This window comes from Chitinophaga sp., assembly GCF_039596155.1.
Lineage (GTDB): Bacteria > Bacteroidota > Bacteroidia > Chitinophagales > Chitinophagaceae > Chitinophaga.
Genome location: NZ_JBCNKF010000022.1, coordinates 103,174 through 123,436 on the forward strand (window position 1 = coordinate 103,174; position 20,263 = coordinate 123,436).

Genomic DNA, 20,263 nt, shown 5'->3' on the forward strand with positions numbered 1-20,263 from the left:
GGTGGCCGTTCTTTATTTTAATAACTTCAGGTACTTTTTAACAGGCCACAGCCCATCAACGCTCCGGCAAAAAATCAATCTGCTACTTTTTCTTCCAGGCCTTGTACCTGTCCGTAATCCAGTACATCAGGTCTTCCGTCGGCATCATCCGCAGCGTATCGTAGTCCGGATAATTTTCCTTCATGAACAACCGGAGACTATCCCCTTTCAATGTAGTTACCCTGCTCACGAATAACGGGGTGTACCTGGAATCAATATATTTCTCTTTCTCTGCTTTCGCGTATATCTTCTTAAACTCACGTTTCTGTTTCTCTTTTCTTGAATACCTGGTAAACGGACTAAACACAATCCCCGCCCCTACCGGCGTACTGCCACCTGCCAATGGCTTATTCGGATTATCCAGGATATACCCAAACTGATCACGCCTGTTGATAGAGTCCAACTGGTACGGTGTAAATTTCGTCGTCACCTCTACCCCATGCAACTGCCTGCTCTCTACCACCAGATGAACTTCCCTCGTCTCTATCCCATTCTCCGCACTCACTACCAGGCTGTCCGGATTGTACCCCAGGAACCCAAACACCACTATATCGCCCTTCTTCGCAGAGATCTTATAAAAACCGCCCTTATCAGAATAGGACCTCCGCCCGGTGCTCTTGTTAGTAATACTTGCATATGGCAACACCAATCCATTCTCCTTGTCTACAATCGTGCCTGTCAGGGTAACCTGCGCCTGGCTCTTTTCTGCAAGTAAACTGCATAATACCAGCAGGAGCAATAAGGGCAATCGTTTCATATATCTATTCTGTTTATTCCACCAAGTTCCTTAAAAAGTTCCTTAAAAAAAACAAAAAATCCCCCCGTCGCCAGGAGGATTTCGCATGATTATTTTGCTACAGTAAAGCAAGATAACTCAACTGGCACCTCTTATCACCTGTAAAAGAATGGCTATTATAGCTATCACCAACAGGATGTGAATTAACCCACCTGCGGAATACACAAAGAAGCCTAACAACCAACCGATAATAAGTATAACTGCAATGATATATAACAGACTTCCCATTGTTAAACAGATTTAAGCATTTTAATAACTTCTTCCCTGCTCTTGCCCAGCTTCTGCTGAATTTTACCAATCAGGCGATCTTCCTGCCCTTCTTCATACAGCAAATCATCATCCGTCAGATCTGCATACTGTTGCTTAATCTTGCCCTTGATCTCGTTCCAGGCACCTTTTATTTGTAAAGTATCCATAACATTAACTTTTTTGGGTGAAACAATGCTTTACAAAATCCAAAGACTATGCCAGAGGGTGTGCCAGTTATTAATACGCTACGGCTGTGATGGCCGTGCTAAATACCTTTTCCTCGCCCGGTGCCAGGGTCACCAGCCCCATGCCATTGTTAAAGGCATTCGGCGCCCCCGTCAGGTGCTCTATCGCAATACTGTGGCGGTGTGGAGGGATATAAAGCTGTAAGATCGGGTAACAGGGCTCGGGGTAAAAATGGATCAATATCCGCTTGTGCGGGTCACGCAGCGTAGCCAGTGCACTATGCCTGCTAAAATCCAGCAGGAAACTATTGTCCAGCGGTATACCTGCCAGACTTCGGGCTTCCAGGAAACGATCGTACGGCAACATATTGCCGGTTGGCACCAGTTGCGCATTAAATTCTACTATTTGTTCCGATGCAAATTGCAACTCCAGCTCATCGACAGGCGTACCTGTACTGAAATAAGGATGCCAGCCATCCATCACAGGAATCGGGGTGTCTGCATTGTTCAGGATAAATGTTGAGATCCGTAGCTGCTGTCCGGGTTCCAAGTGATACCTGACTTCACATTCGTAAGGAAACGGGTATCCCGCATCATCCCCTACATAAGTATGGCGCAATGTCAGCATTGCTCCTTTTTCATTCGCTTCCTGACTCACTATCCCGAACGGTACATCGTAGAGCAGACCATGAATGGCGCTGCCAGTGGCGGAGCGTGTTTTTCCAATTGTGTAATCCCGCTCTTCCCAGCGATAGGTACCGGCAGGAATACGGCAGGCAAAAGGACTCAGCTTTGCGCCTTTATAATATTCAGGCAGGTTGACCTTATAGTCGTCCAGACTTTCATAACTATCAATGATGTTCAGAAAACCTTCTCCATGTGGTATTTTAAATGCATGCAGCAACGCGCTGTGGGCAGGAATGATCTCTACCCGTGTACCCGTATCACCATCAATGAGTGCGATGATGTCAAAGCCTGCCTGATGAAATGACTGAATGGAAAACATAATGTGTTTATCAGTTTGCGTTTGCAATAGTTTCGTTGTCGACCAGGTGTTGCATCCCCCAGTCGCACATGAGTTGTAAAAAGTGATGTAACTCTGCTCCACGATCCGTAAGCGCATAAGTGGTGCGGGGTGGAACTTCCGGATAAATAGTTTTGCTGATCAGCTGATCCTGCTCCAACTCTTTCAGCTGCTGTGCCAGCATCTTTTCAGAGATACCTGGCAGGGAAGTTTTCAGCTTCCCAAAGCGGGTCACACCTTCCTGTATTTTCATGAGCAAGGCCGGCTTCCATCTTCCTTCTATCATGTGCAACACATTGTGCAGCATACAGGTGCGGTTCAGTGTATCGCGGTTGATGGCGTTACTCGTTTCATTCTTTTTCATATGCACCTACTTTTTGGTAAGTATCCTACAATTCCGTGACTACTTGTGTACACTACCAAGTTACACAAACTTTGCGGGCAATTAAAACTGATAGAGATATGCTAAAAAGAATGCACATAACCTTGCTTTTTCTACTGTGTCTTTTCATAACATATGCACAGGATACACTACTTTTTAAATCAAAATACCTGTTGAACACAGACACGGTTTTAGTCTTTAAACCATCTCATTACAATCCATCCAAAGCATATCCATTAGTCTATCTACTACATGGATATTCACAGGACTATAAACAATGGAGCCACATCCTGCCATTACAAACCATCAGCGATGAAAATGATTTTATCATCGTATGTCCCGATGGATTTGTAAGCTGGTTTGTAAACAGCCCAAACGACAGCACCTCACGCATGGAAGATTTCTTCTTTAAAGAATTAGTACCACGCATTCACAGCACCGTCAATGTGGATAAGCTGAATGTATTTATCAGTGGATTAAGTATGGGAGGGTATGGGGCCTTAAGATACTTCCTACTACACCCCGGGTATTTTAATACAGCAGGAAGCACAAGTGGAGGAACTGAAGTAGATTATACTTTATTAAAAGCAGCCAGTATGCAATTCTTCGGCACGGATAGGGTAACAAAAGACCTGTCCCGGCTATTGGCAAAGAACTGGCATCAATACAATATCACAACATTACTAACGGGCAACACCAAACCATTCATTTTCGACTGCGGTACAGATGATATCCTGTATCCTTCTTTCCTGAAATTACAACAGGCATGCAAAGCACTGCATATACCCGCTACCAGTATTTCACAACCCGGTGATCACAATGAAACATACTGGCACAATAGTATACAGGCTCACTTCAATTATTTCAATGCGCATAAAAAGAGGTCGTCTCAAAAGTAATCTGAAGGCTACGAAAATTCATTAAACGAAAATTCTTTCCATCAGGTACCCGAATTAAATCCGGGAAATTTACTTTTGAGACAACCTCTATTCTATAATCAGTTTAACTTTAAATATACTGGTTGATGATATTCTCCAGCCATTCCTGTCTGCCGCTGATCATCTTTGGTTCACCATTCGCAATAGCGAAACTACGCAGATCTTCCAGTGTCAGTTTTCCATCTTCGAATTCCTTTCCTTTACCGCTGTCAAATGATGCATAGCGGTTTTTACGGAATTGCCTGTAAGGAGACTGCTCAAGGATCTTTTCTGCAACTATCGCTGCACGTGCAAATGAATCGATACCACCTATGTGTGCATGGAAGATATCTTCCAGGTCAGTAGAGTTACGACGTGCTTTCGCATCGAAGTTCACACCACCACCTGCAAATCCGCCCGCTTCCAGGATCACCAGCATCGCTTCAATGAGATCATTCAGGTTCATTGGGAACTGGTCGGTATCCCAGCCATTCTGGTAGTCACCACGGTTGGCATCAATACTGCCAAGGAAACCAGCATCCGCAGCTACCTGCAGTTCATGCTGGAAAGTATGACCCGCCAGTGTTGCATGGTTAACTTCGATATTCAGTTTGAAATCTTTGTCCAGGCCATAATGACGGAGGAAACCAATCACCGTTGCTGAATCATAATCGTACTGGTGCTTGGTAGGCTCACAAGGCTTAGGCTCAATGAAGAAGGTCCCCTTGAAACCCTGTTTACGTGCATAGTCGCGCGCCATACCAAGGAAGCGTGCCAGGTGTTCCTGCTCACGTTTCATATCAGTATTCAGCAGGGTCATATAGCCTTCACGACCACCCCAGAACACATAGTTTTCTCCGCCCAGTGCGATAGTAGCGTCCATAGAATTCTTTACCTGTGTACCGGCATAAGCCACTACAGAGAAGTCAGGGTTGGTGCTCGCACCGTTCATATAACGGGGATTGCTGAACACATTCGCAGTGCCCCAGAGCAGTTTTACACCGCTGGCTTTCTGCTTCTCTTTTGCATACTCAACGATTGCCTGCATACGGCTTTCGTATTCAGCGATGTTAGCTCCTTCGTCTACCAGGTCTACGTCGTGGAAGCAGTAGTACGGAAGGCCCAGTTTGGTGATGAATTCAAAAGCTGCATCCATCTTGTCTTTCGCACTCTGCACAGCATCCGGAGCTGTGAGCCATGGAAATGCTTTGGTACCCGGACCGAACGGATCGCCACCGGTTCCGCAGAAGGTATGCCAGTAAGACACCGCAAAACGGAAAAGCTCCTTCATGGTTTTTCCACCGATCTTTCTGTTCTCATCGTACCATTTGTACGCAAATGGGTTGTTTGACTGAGGACCTTCATAGGCGATTTTGCCAATGCCTTTGAAGTATTCCTTGTTTCCTAATGTAATGCTCATTGTGAGTGTTTTTTTTGATCCTAACGTGTGTGAAAAATGTATGTATGTGTGTGTGTGTGTGTAAAAATTGCAGACTGCTTATGCCGTCTGATCTTAAATCATTCTCTTCAACCCTTCTACCCACTCTTCATAAATTCCCTTATATGCACTGTTTGCCTCCGGCTCTATCGTAGCCAGGCACTCCATTCCCTTAAATGCATCTTCTACTGCATACAACCCAGCGCCCACACCGGCCGCCCTCGCAGCTCCCTGTGCACCATCCGTGTTGTACAACTCAATGACCACATCCGCCGTATTTGCAAACACTTCTCTGAATAATGGACTCAGGAACATATTCGCATGCCCGGCCCTTACTCTTTTTATCTGCAAGCCCATATCCTGCATAATGTCCATGCCATATTTCAGCGCAAATACAATCCCTTCCTGTGCGGCACGCAGCATATGCTCTCTGCCATGAATATTGAAGTTGATTCCTTTGCACTCTGCCCCGATTTCCTTGTTGGCAAGTATACGTTCTGCTCCATTGCCAAACGGATAGATCTTTAACCCGCGGGAACCAACAGGCGCTACCGCCGCCAGTGCATTCATCTCCTCGTAAGATGGTTTGCCTACCAGGTTGCGCATCCAGCTGTTCAGGATACCCGTGCCATTCAGGCACATTAACACGCCATTACGATGGGCGGCCGCTGTATCATTTACATGTACAAAAGTATTCACCCTGCTCTGCGCATCAAATGCAATATGGTCATGCACTGCATATACAACCCCTGAAGTACCCGCTGTGGTAGCAGCTTCTCCCGGCTGTAATACATTCAGAGAAAAAGCATTATTCGGCTGGTCACCTGCACGGTAAGTAACCGGTGTGCCGGCAGCTATGCCTAACAATGCTGCCGCCTGTGCATTCACCTTACCCTGTAAGCCAAACGTAGGCACTACGTTCGATAATAATTTCTCGCTGATACCATAATGTTTCAGCAATACAGGCGATACCTGGCGCATACTGAAGTCCCAGAAGATCCCTTCGGACAATCCGGAGATGGTCGTAGCTGCCTCACCCGTCAGGCGCATAGCAATGAAATCGCCAGGGAGCATCACTTTGTCAATGCGCTCATAAATAGCAGGTTCATGCTCCTGTACCCAACGTAATTTAGAAGCTGTAAAATTTCCGGGAGAGTTTAAAAGATATTGCAGGCACCAGTTTGGACTCAGCTTTTCAAAAGCTGTATTGCCTATTTCCACGGCCCTGCTGTCGCACCAGATAATTGCCGGACGTAATACCTGCTGATCTTTATCCACACATACCAATCCATGCATCTGGTAGGCAATGCCTATCCCTGCTACAGCCGATCCGTCGAAAGGGTGGATTTGTTGTAATTTCTTTGTCGCATGCTGCACTTCCTGCCACCACATCTCAGGGTCCTGTTCTGCCCATCCCGCCACCGGCGCATGCATGGGCATTTCCTGGGCTGGGCTGATGGCTGTCGCCACACATTTGCCAGTTTCTGTATCCAGTAGTGCCGCCTTCACGGAAGACGACCCTATATCATAACCAATCGTATACTTCATAACGCTTGGGGGTTTAAAAAAAAGAAAGCTGGCTAAACATGCTATTGTCAGCCAGCTTTTTCAAATATTTCTTACCAGAAAATAGTATATAATGCTACCAGGATACCACAGATAAGGATCGCTGTAATAGCAAATGGCATTGAAGTTTTGAACATAGAAGCATCTACTTCCAGGCCTTTACTTTCATCCACTATTTCCATACCAGCTACCTTCTTCTTAGCAGGTGCTACCAGTGAAATCAGGATCATACCAATCACACATACCACGAACACGATACCCATACGATCCAGGAACGGAATTTCGTAGACACCGCTGGGTGCAGGTACGGAGAAACCAATGCTGCTCAAACCAGAAAGATCCATCCAGCCTGGCAGGAACTTCAGGATAATAGACAGTGCAAAACCACCGATCATTGCAAACAGGGCTGCACCGGAAGTAGTGCGTTTCCAGAAGAATCCAAGCAGGAACATGGCAAAGATACCCGGAGATACAAACCCGGTGTACTCCTGTATGAACTGGAAGCCACCTTTCTTGTCGATACCCAGGAACGGAGAAATAATAATAGCCAGGATCATCGCAATGACCACGACAATCTTACCTACGCGTACCACGTGCTTTTCATCTGCCGTTTTCGCAAAGTGTTCTTTATAGATGTCCAGTGTGAAGATAGTAGAGATACTGTTTGCCTTACCAGCCAGCGAAGCTACTACCGCAGCTGTCAGCGCGGCAAATGCCAGCCCCTTCATACCAATTGGCAACAGGTTCATTAACACCGGATAAGCATTGTCAGGATTCAGCTCACCACCTTTCACCATTTCGGCCTGGAACAAACCGCGGCTATGCAGTACATAAGCAGCAATACCAGGAATTACCACGATCAGTGGCATCAGGAGTTTCAGGAAGCCGGCGAACAGCAGACCAGAACGCGCTGTTTTCAGATCAGCACCCAATGCACGCTGTGTAATATATTGGTTACAACCCCAATAGTTTAAATTTACGATCCACATACCACCTACCAGGATAGATAAACCCGGCAGATCCAGGTAATGAGGATCTTTTCTGTCCAGGATCATATGAAAGTGATCACCGGCATGTTCTGTCATCAGGTGGAAACCTCTCAGTACACCGGTTTCCCCAAAGTGCTCAGATACAAGGTTCAATGCCAGGTAAGTAGTAGCCAGACCTCCCAGGATCAGGAAGAACACCTGTATAACGTCTGTATAACCAATTACCTTCATACCACCCAGCGTGATAAACACAGCAAAGACGGCCAGCAGTATCATACAAACATTAAAGTCAATCCCTGAAATTGTGTTGATAGCCAGTGCACCCAGGTACAAAATGGAAGTCAGGTTGACCACTACATAAAGCAGTAACCAGAATACCGCCATAATGGTACTCACTGTTTGGTTATACCTGCGCAGCAAAAACTGCGGCATGGTATAAATCTTGTTTTTCAGGTAAATAGGGAGGAAAAATACCGCTACGATAATCAAAGTAGCTGCTGCCATCCATTCGTAAGTGGAGATCGCCAGACCAATATTAAAACCGGAACCAGCCATACCAATAAACTGCTCCGCAGAGATGTTGGAAGCTATCAGGGAAGCACCAATGGCCCACCATGTAAGGGATCCTTCTGCCAGGAAAAAGTCTTTGGAGTCAGTAGTTTTTCGTTTCTTTTTCTGGTAGATATATATACCGTAACCGGCAACTATCGCGAAATACACCAAAAAGACAACATAATCGAGGAATTGTAAACTCTTTTGCATAAAATCAACGTGGTATAAAATAAATGTTGGTCAATATAGTAACATTTTTATTAAACGTAAAATTTACATTTAAAAATTATTTCAGTAGGGGAATTGATCGTGATCATTCTTTTATCAGGATATCGGCCAGTTGTGCCCCGATAGCGGTTCCAATTGCAACGCCCATACCGCCCATTCTTACGCCCAGCGCGATTCGGGAAGAATGACGACGGATGACCGGCTGCCGGTTCTGGCCAAAAGCCATGATGCCCGCCCAGCGGTCAGCAATATTAAACGAAAAACCCGGCAAAATAATATCACGTAACCGGTCTTCCAGTGCTGCCTGAATATTGGTATTTAATTCAAATGCTGTGGTGGTCTCTCCTGCAAAGTCCATATTACGCCCGCCACCAAAGAGCACACGCCCCTCCAGTTCCCGGAAATAATAATAGCCTTCATCCATGTGGTAAATTCCCCTGAACGGTAATCCAGGTATAGGATCTGTGATAAGGACCTGCCCCCTGCCGGGAACTACATCCAGGTCTGCAAACAATTCTTTTGTAAATGCATTGGTACAGATGCCCAATTGCCGGGCTACAAACCGGTACTCTCCTACCGACACGTATACCGCCTCTGCCGCTTCCGAAATATCCGTGATTGCACAACCCGTTTTTATCTCCACGCCATAAGAGAGCGCCAGGTCTGTCAATCTGCGCATCATCTTCCCGGTATGCAGCTCGCCTTCAAAATTATTGCGCACCAGCGCCTTTACGTGATGCGGGTTAAACCCAAAGTCACTGTCGTCCAGTGTAAAGGCATCTCCCCCCAGCAACGGCCGCAATAACCCGTTCATTTGGTCGATCTGTGATAAAGCGGGCAACTCCTGCTCTCCTATCAGCTCATAGCTCCCGTTCTCCCGGTAATCCATATGCTGATCACCCACACGATGCCTTAAGGCCTGCAATCCTTTCCACCTTAATTCCAGCAATGCCAGTACATCGGCTGCCGGCAGTACCCGCAGATCCGCCAGCAACTCCGTCAGGCTCCCGATACAGGCAAACCCGGCATTCTTCGTACTCGCACCCGTAGGCAACACCCCCTTCTCCAATACCAGTACACGGGCCTGCGGCTGCGCTTCGCGTAGACTGATAGCTGTGGATAAACCTACAATGCCACTGCCGGCAATAATATAATCGTATTGAAGAAGAGATTGTTTCTCCCAGTAGCTGAGCATATAATTATCTTTTACATCACCAGCACTATCTTGCCGGTTACATGACCCGTTTCCACAGCTTCATGTGCTTTTGCCACATCTTCCAGCGGGAATGTCTGATCTACCTTTACTTTCAGATCTCCTGCCGCCAGCAGACCGGCCAGCTGCTCCATCCTTTCACCAGACGGCCTTACCATCATCCACTTCACTGTCACCCCTTTTTCAGCTGCCTTTGCCAGAATGGCCGGATCATCTTTATACATAGATGGCAGGCATACCAGCACACCACCGGGTTTCAATACATCGATAGAACGGAGGGAAGTTTCGCCACCTATACCATCCAGCACCACATCCAGCTCCTTTACCCCGGTGGTGAAATCCTGTGCGGTATAATCAAGCGGCATATCCACACCCAGTTCACGCAGTAAACCCTGGTTCTTTTGAGAAGCTGTGCCTATCACATAAGCACCTTTCCACTTAGCCAGTTGTACAGCAATATGACCTACGCCCCCTGCGGCTGCATGGATCAGTATCTTCTGCCCCGCTTCCAGGTGACCATGATCGAACAATGCCTCCCATGCAGTCAGGGCGGCCAGTGGGGTGGCTGCAGCTACTTCATTACTTACAGACGCAGGAATAAGGGCGAATTCATCTTCCTGCACAATTGCATATTCAGCATATGCCTGGCCGGTATGTGGGAAATTGCTCATGCCGAACACACGTTCATTCCGGTTAAACCGGCTTACACCATCACCCAGGCTCACTACCTCACCAGCCAGATCCCATCCCAGGATGGCCGGGAGTTCCAGTTCTTTTGCAGGCAAACCTTTGCCTGTACGGGTTTTATAATCAACAGGATTAACACCTGCGGCACGTACTTTTATGAGTAACTGACCTGTTGCCGGCAGAGGGACCGGTACTCTTTCAATATTCAGGTTACTTGCGGGGCCAAATTCCCGCAGCAGGGCTGCGCGCATGAGATTGCTCATCTTCCGGAATTATTTATCTAAATGTAATTAAAAGGGGCAAAATAAAACCTCCTGCGTTATGCAGGAGGTTAATTTCTTGTTACCAGATATGTTGCGATAGCTTACACCAAATAACCAAATAAGTTATCATCTTCATTCAGTGCAGTATAATGGATACCGTACTTCGAAAAGTTAGCTACCAGGATATCGTAATCTTCTTTCTTTTTCAGTTCCACACCAATCAGTGCAGGACCGGTTTCTTTATTGTGCTTCTGGATAAATTCAAATCTTGTGATATCATCATCCGGCCCCAGCACATGGTTCACGAATTCTTTCAATGCTCCCGGGCGTTGTACAAAGCGGATGATAAAGTAATGCTTCAACCCTTCGTACAGCAAAGATCTTTCTTTGATCTCCTGCATGCGGTCAATATCATTGTTGCCGCCACTCACCACACATACGACCTTTTTACCTTCGATCTCTTTCGCAAAATCATCGAGTGCTGCAATTGACAAGGCACCTGCAGGTTCCACTACAATCGCATCTTCATTGTACAATTTCAGGATAGTTGTACAGATCTTGCCTTCTGCTACAGTGTGCATTTTGTCCAGCACATCCTTACAGATTTCAAAATTCAGCGCACCCACCCTTTTTACGGCAGCGCCATCTACAAAGCGCTCTATTTCATCCAGTGTAACCGGTTCCCCTTTTTCCAGTGCAGCGGTCATAGATGCAGCACCTTTAGGTTCAACCCCGATCACTTTGGTATGCGGACTGTATGTTTTAAAATAAGTACCGGCACCCGCAGCCAGGCCACCGCCACCGATAGGCACAAATAAGTAATCGATCTGTGACTGGTCTTCCAGTACCTCTACAGCAACCGTTCCCTGTCCTTCTATGATCTTGGGATCATCAAAAGGTGCGACGAACGTCATACCCTGTGCTTTGGTATACGCCTGCGCTTCTGCAGCACAATCATCAAAAGTGTCTCCCACGAGTCTGATCTCAATATTATCTCCGCCAAACATATTTACCTGGTTCACCTTCTGCTTGGGAGTAATGATCGGCATGAAAATTACACCTTTAATGTCCAGCTGACGACATGCATATGCTACGCCCTGCGCATGGTTGCCCGCGCTTGCACACGTTACTCCCTTAGCCAGCAGATCTTTGTCAAGACTACTGATCTTGTTGTAAGCGCCACGCAGTTTATACGAGCGTACAATCTGCATGTCTTCTCTTTTCAAGTAAATATCGGCATTGTACCTGCGTGACAATGTTGGACTATAGGTCAGCGGTGTTCTGTTCACCACTGGTTTCAACTTCACCGCTGCATCGAGAATATTGAGCGGATTAACACTTGTTAATACCTGAGACATGTGATTGAGATAAGAATTAGGGCTGACCATACAGCCAGCCCTAATGAATTGATTATAGTTTATTAGATACTCTCTGCCTGATGTGAACCTGGCTGTCCGTGTGTATAATCTACTTCTGCCAGATCATCTGTCTCCTGTTGAGACAGATTTTTCAAATGATCATGGAAACGACGGCTCCATTTCACAATCGCTACGCGACCGCTCTTGGAATACTCTATCAGTCCATATGGTGCCAACTTCGCCTGCAGCGCGATCAGCTCCTCCTGGTGACCCGTCTTTTCCAATACAAAGTATTCGTCTGTAATGGTCAGGATCCTTGCCGCATTTTCACGGATCAGCTTTTCAATGCTGCCGTTCTTCAATGCCTTGGTAGAGATCTTATACAACGCCAGTTCCTGGTATACTACTTCATCTTCATCGTGTACAAACGCACGGTGAATTTCCACCAGGCGTTCGATCTGACCGACTACCTTATCGAGCAGTGGCCGCTCTGCCAGTACAGTGATAATGAATTTGTAAACACCCTCTATCTCCGTTGGAGCAGTTGTGAGGCTGGTGATATTGATTCGACGGCGCGTAAAGATAACAGTGATACGGTTGGTGATACCGATCCTGTCTTCTGTATATACCGTGATTGTATATTCTTTCTGCATAAAAATTCTTCGTTGTTAAAAAGGTTTACTACTCGAGCCTGATATTAGCAATTGGAGCACCAGCCGGTACCATCGGGAATACGTTGTCTTCCTTCTCTACGACTACTTCCAGCAGGTAAGCACCATCGTGGCTGATCATTTCATCAACGGCTGCCACAATATCAGCACGGTCAGTTACCTTCTTACCCGGAATGTAAAATCCTTTCGCTATCTGTACGAAGTCAGGATTGGTCATTTCGGTAGAAGAATAACGTTTGTCATGGAACAGCTGCTGCCACTGACGAACCATCCCCAGGAAGTTGTTGTTCAGGATCACGATCTTCACACCAATCTGTGACTGGTAGATCGTACCTAATTCCTGTAAGGTCATCTGGAAACAACCATCTCCGATCACCGCTACCACCTCTTTTTCCTGTGCTCCCATTTTCGCGCCCATAGCAGCTGGCAATGAGAAGCCCATGGTACCCATACCACCGGAAGTGATGTTGGTATTCGGATCCTTGAAGCGATAGTAACGGCTGGCAATCATCTGGTGCTGCCCTACGTCTGTCACCAGTACTGCTTTCCCTTCGGTACGCTCAGAAATGAGACGTACTACCTCTGCCATTTTCAGTGCACCGGTTGTAGGATACAGCTCGCCACGGTTTACCTTTTCATATTCCTGTTTATCTGCCTCTCTGAATTCAGCGATCCATTCATCGTGTTTCGCTTCTTTCACCAGTGGCAACAGGGCCTGCAGTGCAGTTTTGGCATCTGCATGTACACCTACGTCTGCAGTGATGATCTTGTTGATCTCAGCAGCATCAATTTCGATGTGGACAACTTTTGCCTGTTTTACATATTTGGTTACGTCTCCTGTTACACGGTCGTCAAAGCGCATACCTACAGCAATAACCACGTCACATTCATCAGTTTTGATGTTCGGTGCATAGTTACCATGCATACCCAGGTAGCCTACATAATTAGGATGATCTACAGGAACAGCAGAAAGACCTAACAGTGTAGAAGCGATAGGAATACCTGCTTTTTCAGACAGGGCAATCAGCTCCTTTTCAGCACCGGATAACAGTACCCCATGTCCACAGAGGATATAAGGCTTCTTAGCTTCGTTGATGAGTGCAGCAGCAGCTTTCACTGCTTCCTTGTTCAGCTTTGGAACAGGGTGATAACTACGGATATATTCACATTTGCTATATTCAAAATCGAACTTAGCTACCTGTGCATTCTTGGTAATATCTACGAGTACAGGACCCGGACGACCGCTGGAAGCAATGTAAAATGCTTTGGCAATAGCACCCGGAATATCTTCTGCACGGGTCACCTGGATATTCCATTTAGTAATAGGAATGGTGATCCCGATTACATCAGTTTCCTGAAAAGCATCGGTACCCAGCAGGTGAGCAGCCACCTGGCCAGTGATACATACCATGGGTGTAGAGTCCATATAAGCATCTGCCAGGCCGGTTACCAGGTTCGTAGCGCCGGGACCGGAAGTGGCAAATACCACACCCACCTTACCGGAAGTACGGGCATACCCCTGTGCAGCATGGGTAGCTCCCTGTTCATGGCGTACTAATATGTGATGAACTTTATCCTGAAAATCGTAAAGGGCATCATAAATAGGCATAATGGCCCCACCTGGATAGCCGAAAATGGTTTTCACATCTTCTGCAATCAGCGAGCGGATAACGGCTTCGGAACCGGTTATATGTAGTTTTTCCGCAGTAGGCGCTGCTGCTGGCTTAGTAGCCGCCTCAGGCTTCATCGGTAACACATCCTTCTGTTGCATTTGAAACGAGTTTTGCGTATTTATATAATACTCCACTATTTACCTTCAGGGCAGGTTTTACCCATTTGGCGCGGCGTGCAGCGATTTCTTCCTCGCTTACTTCCAGCTTAATGGTGTTGTGTATTGCGTCAATTTCGATCATATCATCATCTTGCACCAGTCCGATCAACCCACCTTCTACAGCTTCAGGGGTAATGTGACCTACCACGAAACCATGGGTACCACCGGAGAAACGGCCGTCGGTGATCAGTGCTACACTCTTACCGAGCCCCACACCCATGATCGCTGAAGTGGGCTTCAGCATTTCAGGCATACCGGGTGCACCTTTCGGGCCTACATTGCGGATCACCACCACGTCACCACTCTTTACACGACCACTGGTGATACCTGCGATCAGTTCATATTCACCATCAAATGTCCTTGCAGGACCACGGAAAAATTCACCTTCTTTACCAGTGATCTTAGCTACGGAACCCAGTTCTGCCAGGTTACCATACAGGATCTGAATATGACCGGATTCTTTCAGTGGCTTTTCAACCGGAACAATGATATCCTGGCTTTCAAAATCCAGGTCCGGAACGCTTTCCAGGTTTTCAGCGATGGTCTTGCCGGTGACAGTGATACAATCACCATGCAGCAGACCCGCTTTCAGCAGGTATTTCATCACCAATGGAACACCACCGATTTTGTGCAGGTCTTCCATCAGGTATTTACCACTTGGTTTCAGATCGGCAATCAGTGGGGTCTTGTCGCTGATGCGCTGGAAGTCTTTGATATTGAAGTCCACACCGACTGACTTTGCAATAGCGATCATGTGCAGCACGGCATTGGTACTACCACCCATGGCCATAATCACTACAGCAGCATTTTCAAAAGCCTCAAAGGTCATGATGTCCCTTGGCTTGATATCTTTTTCGAGCAACAGGCGGATATATTTACCTGCTGTTCTACATTCTTCTCTTTTTGCTTCGCTTTGGGCAGGTGTGGAAGAACTATATGGAAGGCTCATACCCATTGCTTCGATAGCGGAGCTCATGGTATTAGCGGTATACATACCACCGCAGGCACCGGCGCCAGGGCAGGAGTTCATGATGATACCTTTATAATCCACTTCATCCAGGTTACCAGCCATTTTCTGACCAAGTGCCTCAAAAGCAGAAATGATGTTCAGGTCCTTTCCTTTATAGTGACCAGGAGAGGTAGAACCACCATAGACCATGATAGCCGGGCGATTTAAACGACCCATTGCCATCAGGGAACCCGGCATGTTTTTATCACAACCAGGTACAGTGATGAGGCCATCATAATATTGACCACCCACTACAGTTTCGATGGAATCAGCAATCAGGTCGCGGCTGACAAGCGAGTAACGCATACCTGGCGTGCCATTGGTCATACCATCGCTGACGCCTATGGTATGGAAGGTAAGGCCGACCAGATCATTGGCCCAGACCCCTTTCTTGACCTCTTGTGCCAGTTCATTCAGGTGCATATTACAGGTGTTGCCATCATATCCCATGCTGGCAATGCCCACCTGTGCTTTCTTCAGGTCCTCATCTGTTAAACCTATACCGTACAACTGTGCCTGTGTAGCAGGCTGTGTAGGGTCCTGAGTGAGCGTCTTGCTGTACTTGTTCAATTCCATCTTTCAGTAAAAGTTTGTCTGGGTTCCGGTGCTGTTCGTTCAACCCGGTTCCCAAATGTTGAATATCATATTAAGCAGGATACAAAGAAGCGGCTATAAACGCCAAGTTCCAAACCGACATTTTGGGGTCCAACCGGATTTCAAGAAGGTCCATTTTCGTCTCAAAACCGCTATGGCATTGAATAACGTGAACTCAAAAATCCAAAATCCAACTATTAAAAATTTCTTGTAATACGAGTACGATCTTCTCAAAAATGGGAGTGGTCTGACGACTGGCCGCCATCGGACCACTCACCTATTGAATATCAAAGCGAAGCAGTGTTCATTGGTATACCAGGCCATCCATTTAACCCGGTATGTTCTTATTTCTAAATTATATACAAAATACAACCTTCTTTCCAGGCGAGATCCTGAAATTGAACCAGTTATATATCCTGAACACCTTTATCCCTTACGCTACCTTCACTGAAGAACGATCAAATTCCTTCTCCAGCACCCTGGCTTTATAAGCCTGCTGCAGCAGTTTGCCCAAAGATGAAGCCCATGGCTTAGCAAACGCCTGACCATCCAGTGATTCCAGACCCACTACTTCAGCAGCGGTTCCGCAGAAGAATGCGCAATCAGCCGTTTTCAGTTCGTCGGTAGTGAACAGGCGCTGTTCCAATGGAATGTTCAGCTCCTCGCACAGCTCAATTACTGTAGCACGGGTAATACCAGGCAGAATAGCACCTGGAGGTGGGGTTACGAGTTTACCATCTTTCTCGAAGAAGATATTAGCACCTGGGCCCTCAGCTACATAGCCTTCCAGGTCCAGCAACAATGCCTCGTCGAAGCCTTTTGATTTAGCTTCCTGCGAAGCCAGGATAGAGTTGATGTACAAACCTGCTGACTTAGACTCGATCTTGAATGCTTTTGGATTTGGACGCTGATAAGAAGATGTCATTACCCTCAGCAGCTTTTCACCCAGGTAAGCACCCCATTCCCATGCGCAGATCATCACATTCATTTCAGATGCAGCTTTCAGGGTCATATTGGGGGGGCAATAAGCGAGCGGACGAATGTACGCTTCCTGCATATTGTTCAGTTCCAGCACCTTATAGCATGCAGTGATCAACTCTTCGTTGGTATAGTTATAAGGCATGTGAATCAGCTCACAGCTGCGGCGAAAACGATCGAAGTGCTCTTCAGCCTTGAAGATCTTCACTTCACCGCTCGCAGTCTTGTAAGCCCTGATACCTTCGAATACAGCGTATCCATAATGCAATGACTGACCATACAGGTCGATTTTGGCTTCGGTGGCTTTCTTATACTCCCCGTCCACGTAAATGATGGTGTTCTCGTTGTAATAGCTATACATATAATTCAGATATTAGAAATCTTGTGAAATAACAGGCATAAAAAAAGCCTCCCTCTGGTGGAGGAAGGCTGTATATTCGATTTGGTTGTACACAGTTACCTATCCTCCATATTGGTGGCTAATAATGACAACGACGATCACAACGAGCGTAATAGCCCAGTTAAGCTGAGCTACGATGTGATTGATCTTATTATTGTCTTTATTTACCCACATGGGAGGAATGCTTTGTTGTTTAACTGTACAAAAGTATTGGTGATTGAAATAAAAAACAATACAATCAAAAAATTTAGTGATTTCGCAAACAAATGTTCCCTTTTTGAAAATATTGAAATATAACCCCAATTCTTTGTACGTTTTTTACAGAATCAACAGAATTATTGTATAACGACTGATACAAATTACCGCCGGCGGTAGTTTATTTCCACAGATTGGTAGGATACTCTCCTGACTCAACCAACGCTGACAAACTAGCCTGCACACCCGGCGCATCTTCCTTGTAAGTGACACCAAACCACTGTGCAGCAGTTGGCAATACATTTACCACACCCAGGTTTTTCTGAATGAAGTGGTCCACTACAATCGGAATAAAGAATTCTGACTTAGGCTTGTCACCATCTTTCTCCAGGAATTCCTTGAACAGCCCCTTGCTAAGATCGAATACATTCTGATGGAACCCCCAGAAGTTCATAGATACCGGGGTATCAGGTGCCAGTTCGTGCTTGCTGCCATCCGCATTTTCATATACAATCTTGTCACCATCCTTATATACCTTGGTACGCTCATTGATCTCTGCCAGGTTACCATTGCTATCTGCTGCGCATACGCCACGGGATACGGAGCCATGCTCAGAAATAGTCTTGCTCAGCTGATATCCAACTACGCTGTATACATCAGGTTTGCAGGAATTTTCCAGGAATTTCGCCATTTTCTCAAATGAGTCACGGCCATAAAAGTCGTCCGCATTGATCACTGCAAATGGCTCGTTGATCGCATTTTTAGCACACAATACAGCATGCGCAGTACCCCACGGCTTAGTACGATCCGCTGGTACAGGATATCCGTCAAGGAATGCATCCATCTCCTGATATACGTAATCAGTCTGTACGCGTCCCTTCAGTTTAGGTTCAAATATTTCTCTGAATTCCGCTTCAAAATCCTTCCTGATAATAAACACAATCTTACCGAAACCAGCTCTGATCGCGTCATAGATAGAGTAGTCGATAATAGTCTCACCGCTAGGGCCAAACTGTTGTATTTGTTTTAAACTACCGTAACGGCTCGCCATACCGGCTGCCAGAATCAATAAAGTGGGTTGCATCTTTACTAGATTGTTTTTATTAATTTTTTATTGTAATTGGCGAAATTCCAGGGACTAAATTTACTGATTAAAACTATTTTCACGCTTTCTTTTTCAATAGAGTAGGTGTCTCCACTCTGGTAGCTCTAGCCATTAGAGTTACTTTTAATATTAGTCCTGTAAGTGGTGTCAAAACAGCAAACACTATACCAACCCAGACTATTACGTTATTGTTATGAATCTTAATACATCAATGAAAAGAATCATTTTAAAGGCTGTCTTTGCCTTTACGTCTTACGCCAGCGCCTGTGCCCAACAACATGTGCCACCTTCCGAAATCGCTCAAAAGATGCAATGGTTCTCCGATGCGAAGCTTGGAATCTTTATCCACTGGGGTATATATTCCGTGAATGGTGTCGATGAATCGTGGTCGTTCCACAATAAAAAAATACCATACCAGGACTATATGGCACAACTGAAAGGCTTTACTGCTGCCAGTTATGACCCTGCTGCCTGGGCTTCGCTGATCAAAGAATCAGGCGCCCGTTATGCCGTTATCACTACTAAACACCATGATGGGGTAGCACTGTGGGACAGCAAATTAAGTAAGCTGGATGCGGTGAACAGTACACCCGCCAAAAGGGATGTGCTCACTCCCTTCTATGCTGCCCTGCGTAAAGAAGGCATTAAAGCCGGTGCCTACTTTTCGTTGATCGACTGGAGTTATCCCGACTATCCGGGATTCCTGAAAGACAGCTCCCGTTACAACGCTGCCAAAGATACGATACGCTGGCAACGTTTCCGCACCTTCTACCAAGAACAACTTAAAGAAGTAATGACACGGTTCAACCCCGATCTCTGGTGGTTTGATGGTGACTGGGAACATAGCGCCGCTGAATGGGAAGCCGCCAAAGTGCGTACCATGCTCACTTCTTACAATCCTGGCGCCATTATCAATGGTCGCCTGCAAGGGTATGGTGACTATGAAACACCTGAACAAAACTTCCCCGTTACCCGTCCTCACTACAACTGGTGGGAGCTATGTATGACTATAAATAGTAACTGGGGCTATCATCCTGATGATACCAACTGGAAAACTCCTTACGAAATCATCACCATCTTTGCCGATGTTGTTAGTAATGGTGGTAACCTGCTGCTCGATATCGGACCCGATGCCGCTGGTCATATTCCTGCCGAAGAAGTGAATGTACTGAAAGAACTGGGCGCATGGAACAAAAAACATGCTCCGGCCATCTTCAATACAATAGGCGGTATTCCACAAGGTCACTTCTATGGCCCTACTACCCTGTCAAAAGATTCGACCACACTCTACCTCTTTCTGCCGGGCAAGATGACCGGCAATGTAATGGTAAAAGGTTTGATGAACGACATCAGGCGTATTCAGGTAGTAGGCACTAACGTTGAACTATCTCATAAGATCGTTGGTAAAATTTCCTGGAGCAGTGTGCCCGGTCTTGTGTATATTGACGTACCTGAAAATGTCCAGGATAAATACATGACTGTACTCGCGCTGCAACTGGACAAACCAGTGAAGCTATACAGAGGTAAAGGCGGCTTCCTTACCAACAATGACTGATTCATCCGGCCCTCACCCCTTTCTGCATTTTGCATAACA

At 46.3% G+C, this 20,263-nt stretch carries 18 protein-coding genes; 2 read left to right on the forward strand and 16 right to left on the reverse strand.

Going from position 1 to position 20,263, the window contains the following annotated elements:
• Positions 1-82: 82 nt before the first annotated feature.
• From ABDW33_RS20830 to ABDW33_RS20850, 5 genes are all read right to left on the reverse strand, one after another.
• Positions 83-796: a carboxypeptidase-like regulatory domain-containing protein gene (locus ABDW33_RS20830; RefSeq protein WP_343692031.1), complete on the reverse strand. Its 714-nt coding sequence runs from the start codon at positions 794-796 to the stop codon at positions 83-85.
• A 117-nt stretch (positions 797-913) separates the two neighbouring features.
• A complete protein-coding gene (locus ABDW33_RS20835) occupies positions 914-1,063 on the reverse strand; it encodes a lmo0937 family membrane protein (RefSeq protein ID WP_116851712.1) in 150 nt (49 codons plus the stop codon).
• 2 nt (positions 1,064-1,065) lie between these two features.
• Complete coding sequence (locus tag ABDW33_RS20840) at positions 1,066-1,251, reverse strand: CsbD family protein (protein ID WP_072359918.1); 186 nt, start codon at positions 1,249-1,251, stop codon at positions 1,066-1,068.
• 70 nt (positions 1,252-1,321) lie between these two features.
• On the reverse strand, positions 1,322-2,275 hold the full coding sequence (locus tag ABDW33_RS20845) for an aldose 1-epimerase (RefSeq protein ID WP_343692032.1): 954 nt from the start codon (positions 2,273-2,275) through the stop codon (positions 1,322-1,324).
• A 10-nt stretch (positions 2,276-2,285) separates the two neighbouring features.
• Positions 2,286-2,657 carry a helix-turn-helix domain-containing protein gene (locus tag ABDW33_RS20850; RefSeq protein WP_343692033.1) on the reverse strand — a complete coding sequence of 124 codons (372 nt, stop codon included), beginning with the start codon at positions 2,655-2,657 and terminating at the stop codon, positions 2,286-2,288.
• Between the two features lie 191 nt (positions 2,658-2,848).
• Between ABDW33_RS20850 and ABDW33_RS20855 the strand changes: the two genes are divergently transcribed.
• Positions 2,849-3,574, forward strand: coding sequence for an alpha/beta hydrolase-fold protein (locus ABDW33_RS20855; RefSeq protein WP_343692034.1), 726 nt, complete (start codon positions 2,849-2,851; stop codon positions 3,572-3,574).
• Positions 3,575-3,683: 109 nt separating this feature from the next.
• Here ABDW33_RS20855 and xylA read toward each other — a convergent pair whose 3' ends face one another.
• From xylA to ABDW33_RS20910, 11 genes are all read right to left on the reverse strand, one after another.
• Positions 3,684-5,012, reverse strand: a complete 1,329-nt coding sequence (xylA, locus tag ABDW33_RS20860) for a xylose isomerase (protein WP_343692035.1) — start codon at positions 5,010-5,012, stop codon at positions 3,684-3,686.
• 93 nt (positions 5,013-5,105) lie between these two features.
• Positions 5,106-6,578, reverse strand: a complete 1,473-nt coding sequence (locus tag ABDW33_RS20865; RefSeq protein WP_343692036.1) for an FGGY family carbohydrate kinase — start codon at positions 6,576-6,578, stop codon at positions 5,106-5,108.
• A gap of 71 nt (positions 6,579-6,649) precedes the next feature.
• A complete protein-coding gene (locus tag ABDW33_RS20870; protein ID WP_343692037.1) occupies positions 6,650-8,347 on the reverse strand; it encodes a sodium/sugar symporter in 1,698 nt (565 codons plus the stop codon).
• A gap of 103 nt (positions 8,348-8,450) precedes the next feature.
• On the reverse strand, positions 8,451-9,560 hold the full coding sequence (locus ABDW33_RS20875) for an FAD-dependent oxidoreductase (RefSeq protein ID WP_343692038.1): 1,110 nt from the start codon (positions 9,558-9,560) through the stop codon (positions 8,451-8,453).
• 11 nt (positions 9,561-9,571) lie between these two features.
• Positions 9,572-10,528: an NADP-dependent oxidoreductase gene (locus ABDW33_RS20880; RefSeq protein ID WP_343692039.1), complete on the reverse strand. Its 957-nt coding sequence runs from the start codon at positions 10,526-10,528 to the stop codon at positions 9,572-9,574.
• 101 nt (positions 10,529-10,629) lie between these two features.
• Positions 10,630-11,886, reverse strand: coding sequence for a threonine ammonia-lyase IlvA (ilvA, locus tag ABDW33_RS20885; protein WP_343692040.1), 1,257 nt, complete (start codon positions 11,884-11,886; stop codon positions 10,630-10,632).
• 62 nt (positions 11,887-11,948) lie between these two features.
• Positions 11,949-12,539 (reverse strand): acetolactate synthase small subunit, encoded by a 591-nt coding sequence (gene ilvN / locus ABDW33_RS20890; protein WP_343692041.1) that lies wholly within the window; start codon positions 12,537-12,539, stop codon positions 11,949-11,951.
• A gap of 28 nt (positions 12,540-12,567) precedes the next feature.
• Positions 12,568-14,328 carry a biosynthetic-type acetolactate synthase large subunit gene (gene ilvB / locus ABDW33_RS20895; RefSeq protein ID WP_343692042.1) on the reverse strand — a complete coding sequence of 587 codons (1,761 nt, stop codon included), beginning with the start codon at positions 14,326-14,328 and terminating at the stop codon, positions 12,568-12,570.
• A complete protein-coding gene (gene ilvD / locus ABDW33_RS20900; protein ID WP_343692043.1) occupies positions 14,294-15,973 on the reverse strand; it encodes a dihydroxy-acid dehydratase in 1,680 nt (559 codons plus the stop codon). Before ilvD ends, ilvB begins: the two co-directional genes overlap by 35 nt.
• Before the next feature lie 451 nt (positions 15,974-16,424).
• On the reverse strand, positions 16,425-17,330 hold the full coding sequence (locus ABDW33_RS20905) for a branched-chain amino acid transaminase (RefSeq protein ID WP_343692044.1): 906 nt from the start codon (positions 17,328-17,330) through the stop codon (positions 16,425-16,427).
• Positions 17,331-17,745: 415 nt separating this feature from the next.
• A complete protein-coding gene (locus ABDW33_RS20910; RefSeq protein ID WP_343692045.1) occupies positions 17,746-18,648 on the reverse strand; it encodes a sugar phosphate nucleotidyltransferase in 903 nt (300 codons plus the stop codon).
• Between the two features lie 232 nt (positions 18,649-18,880).
• Here ABDW33_RS20910 and ABDW33_RS20915 point away from each other — a divergent pair, with 232 nt between their 5' ends.
• Positions 18,881-20,224 (forward strand): alpha-L-fucosidase, encoded by a 1,344-nt coding sequence (locus tag ABDW33_RS20915; protein ID WP_343692046.1) that lies wholly within the window; start codon positions 18,881-18,883, stop codon positions 20,222-20,224.
• The last annotated feature ends 39 nt before the right edge of the window (positions 20,225-20,263 follow it).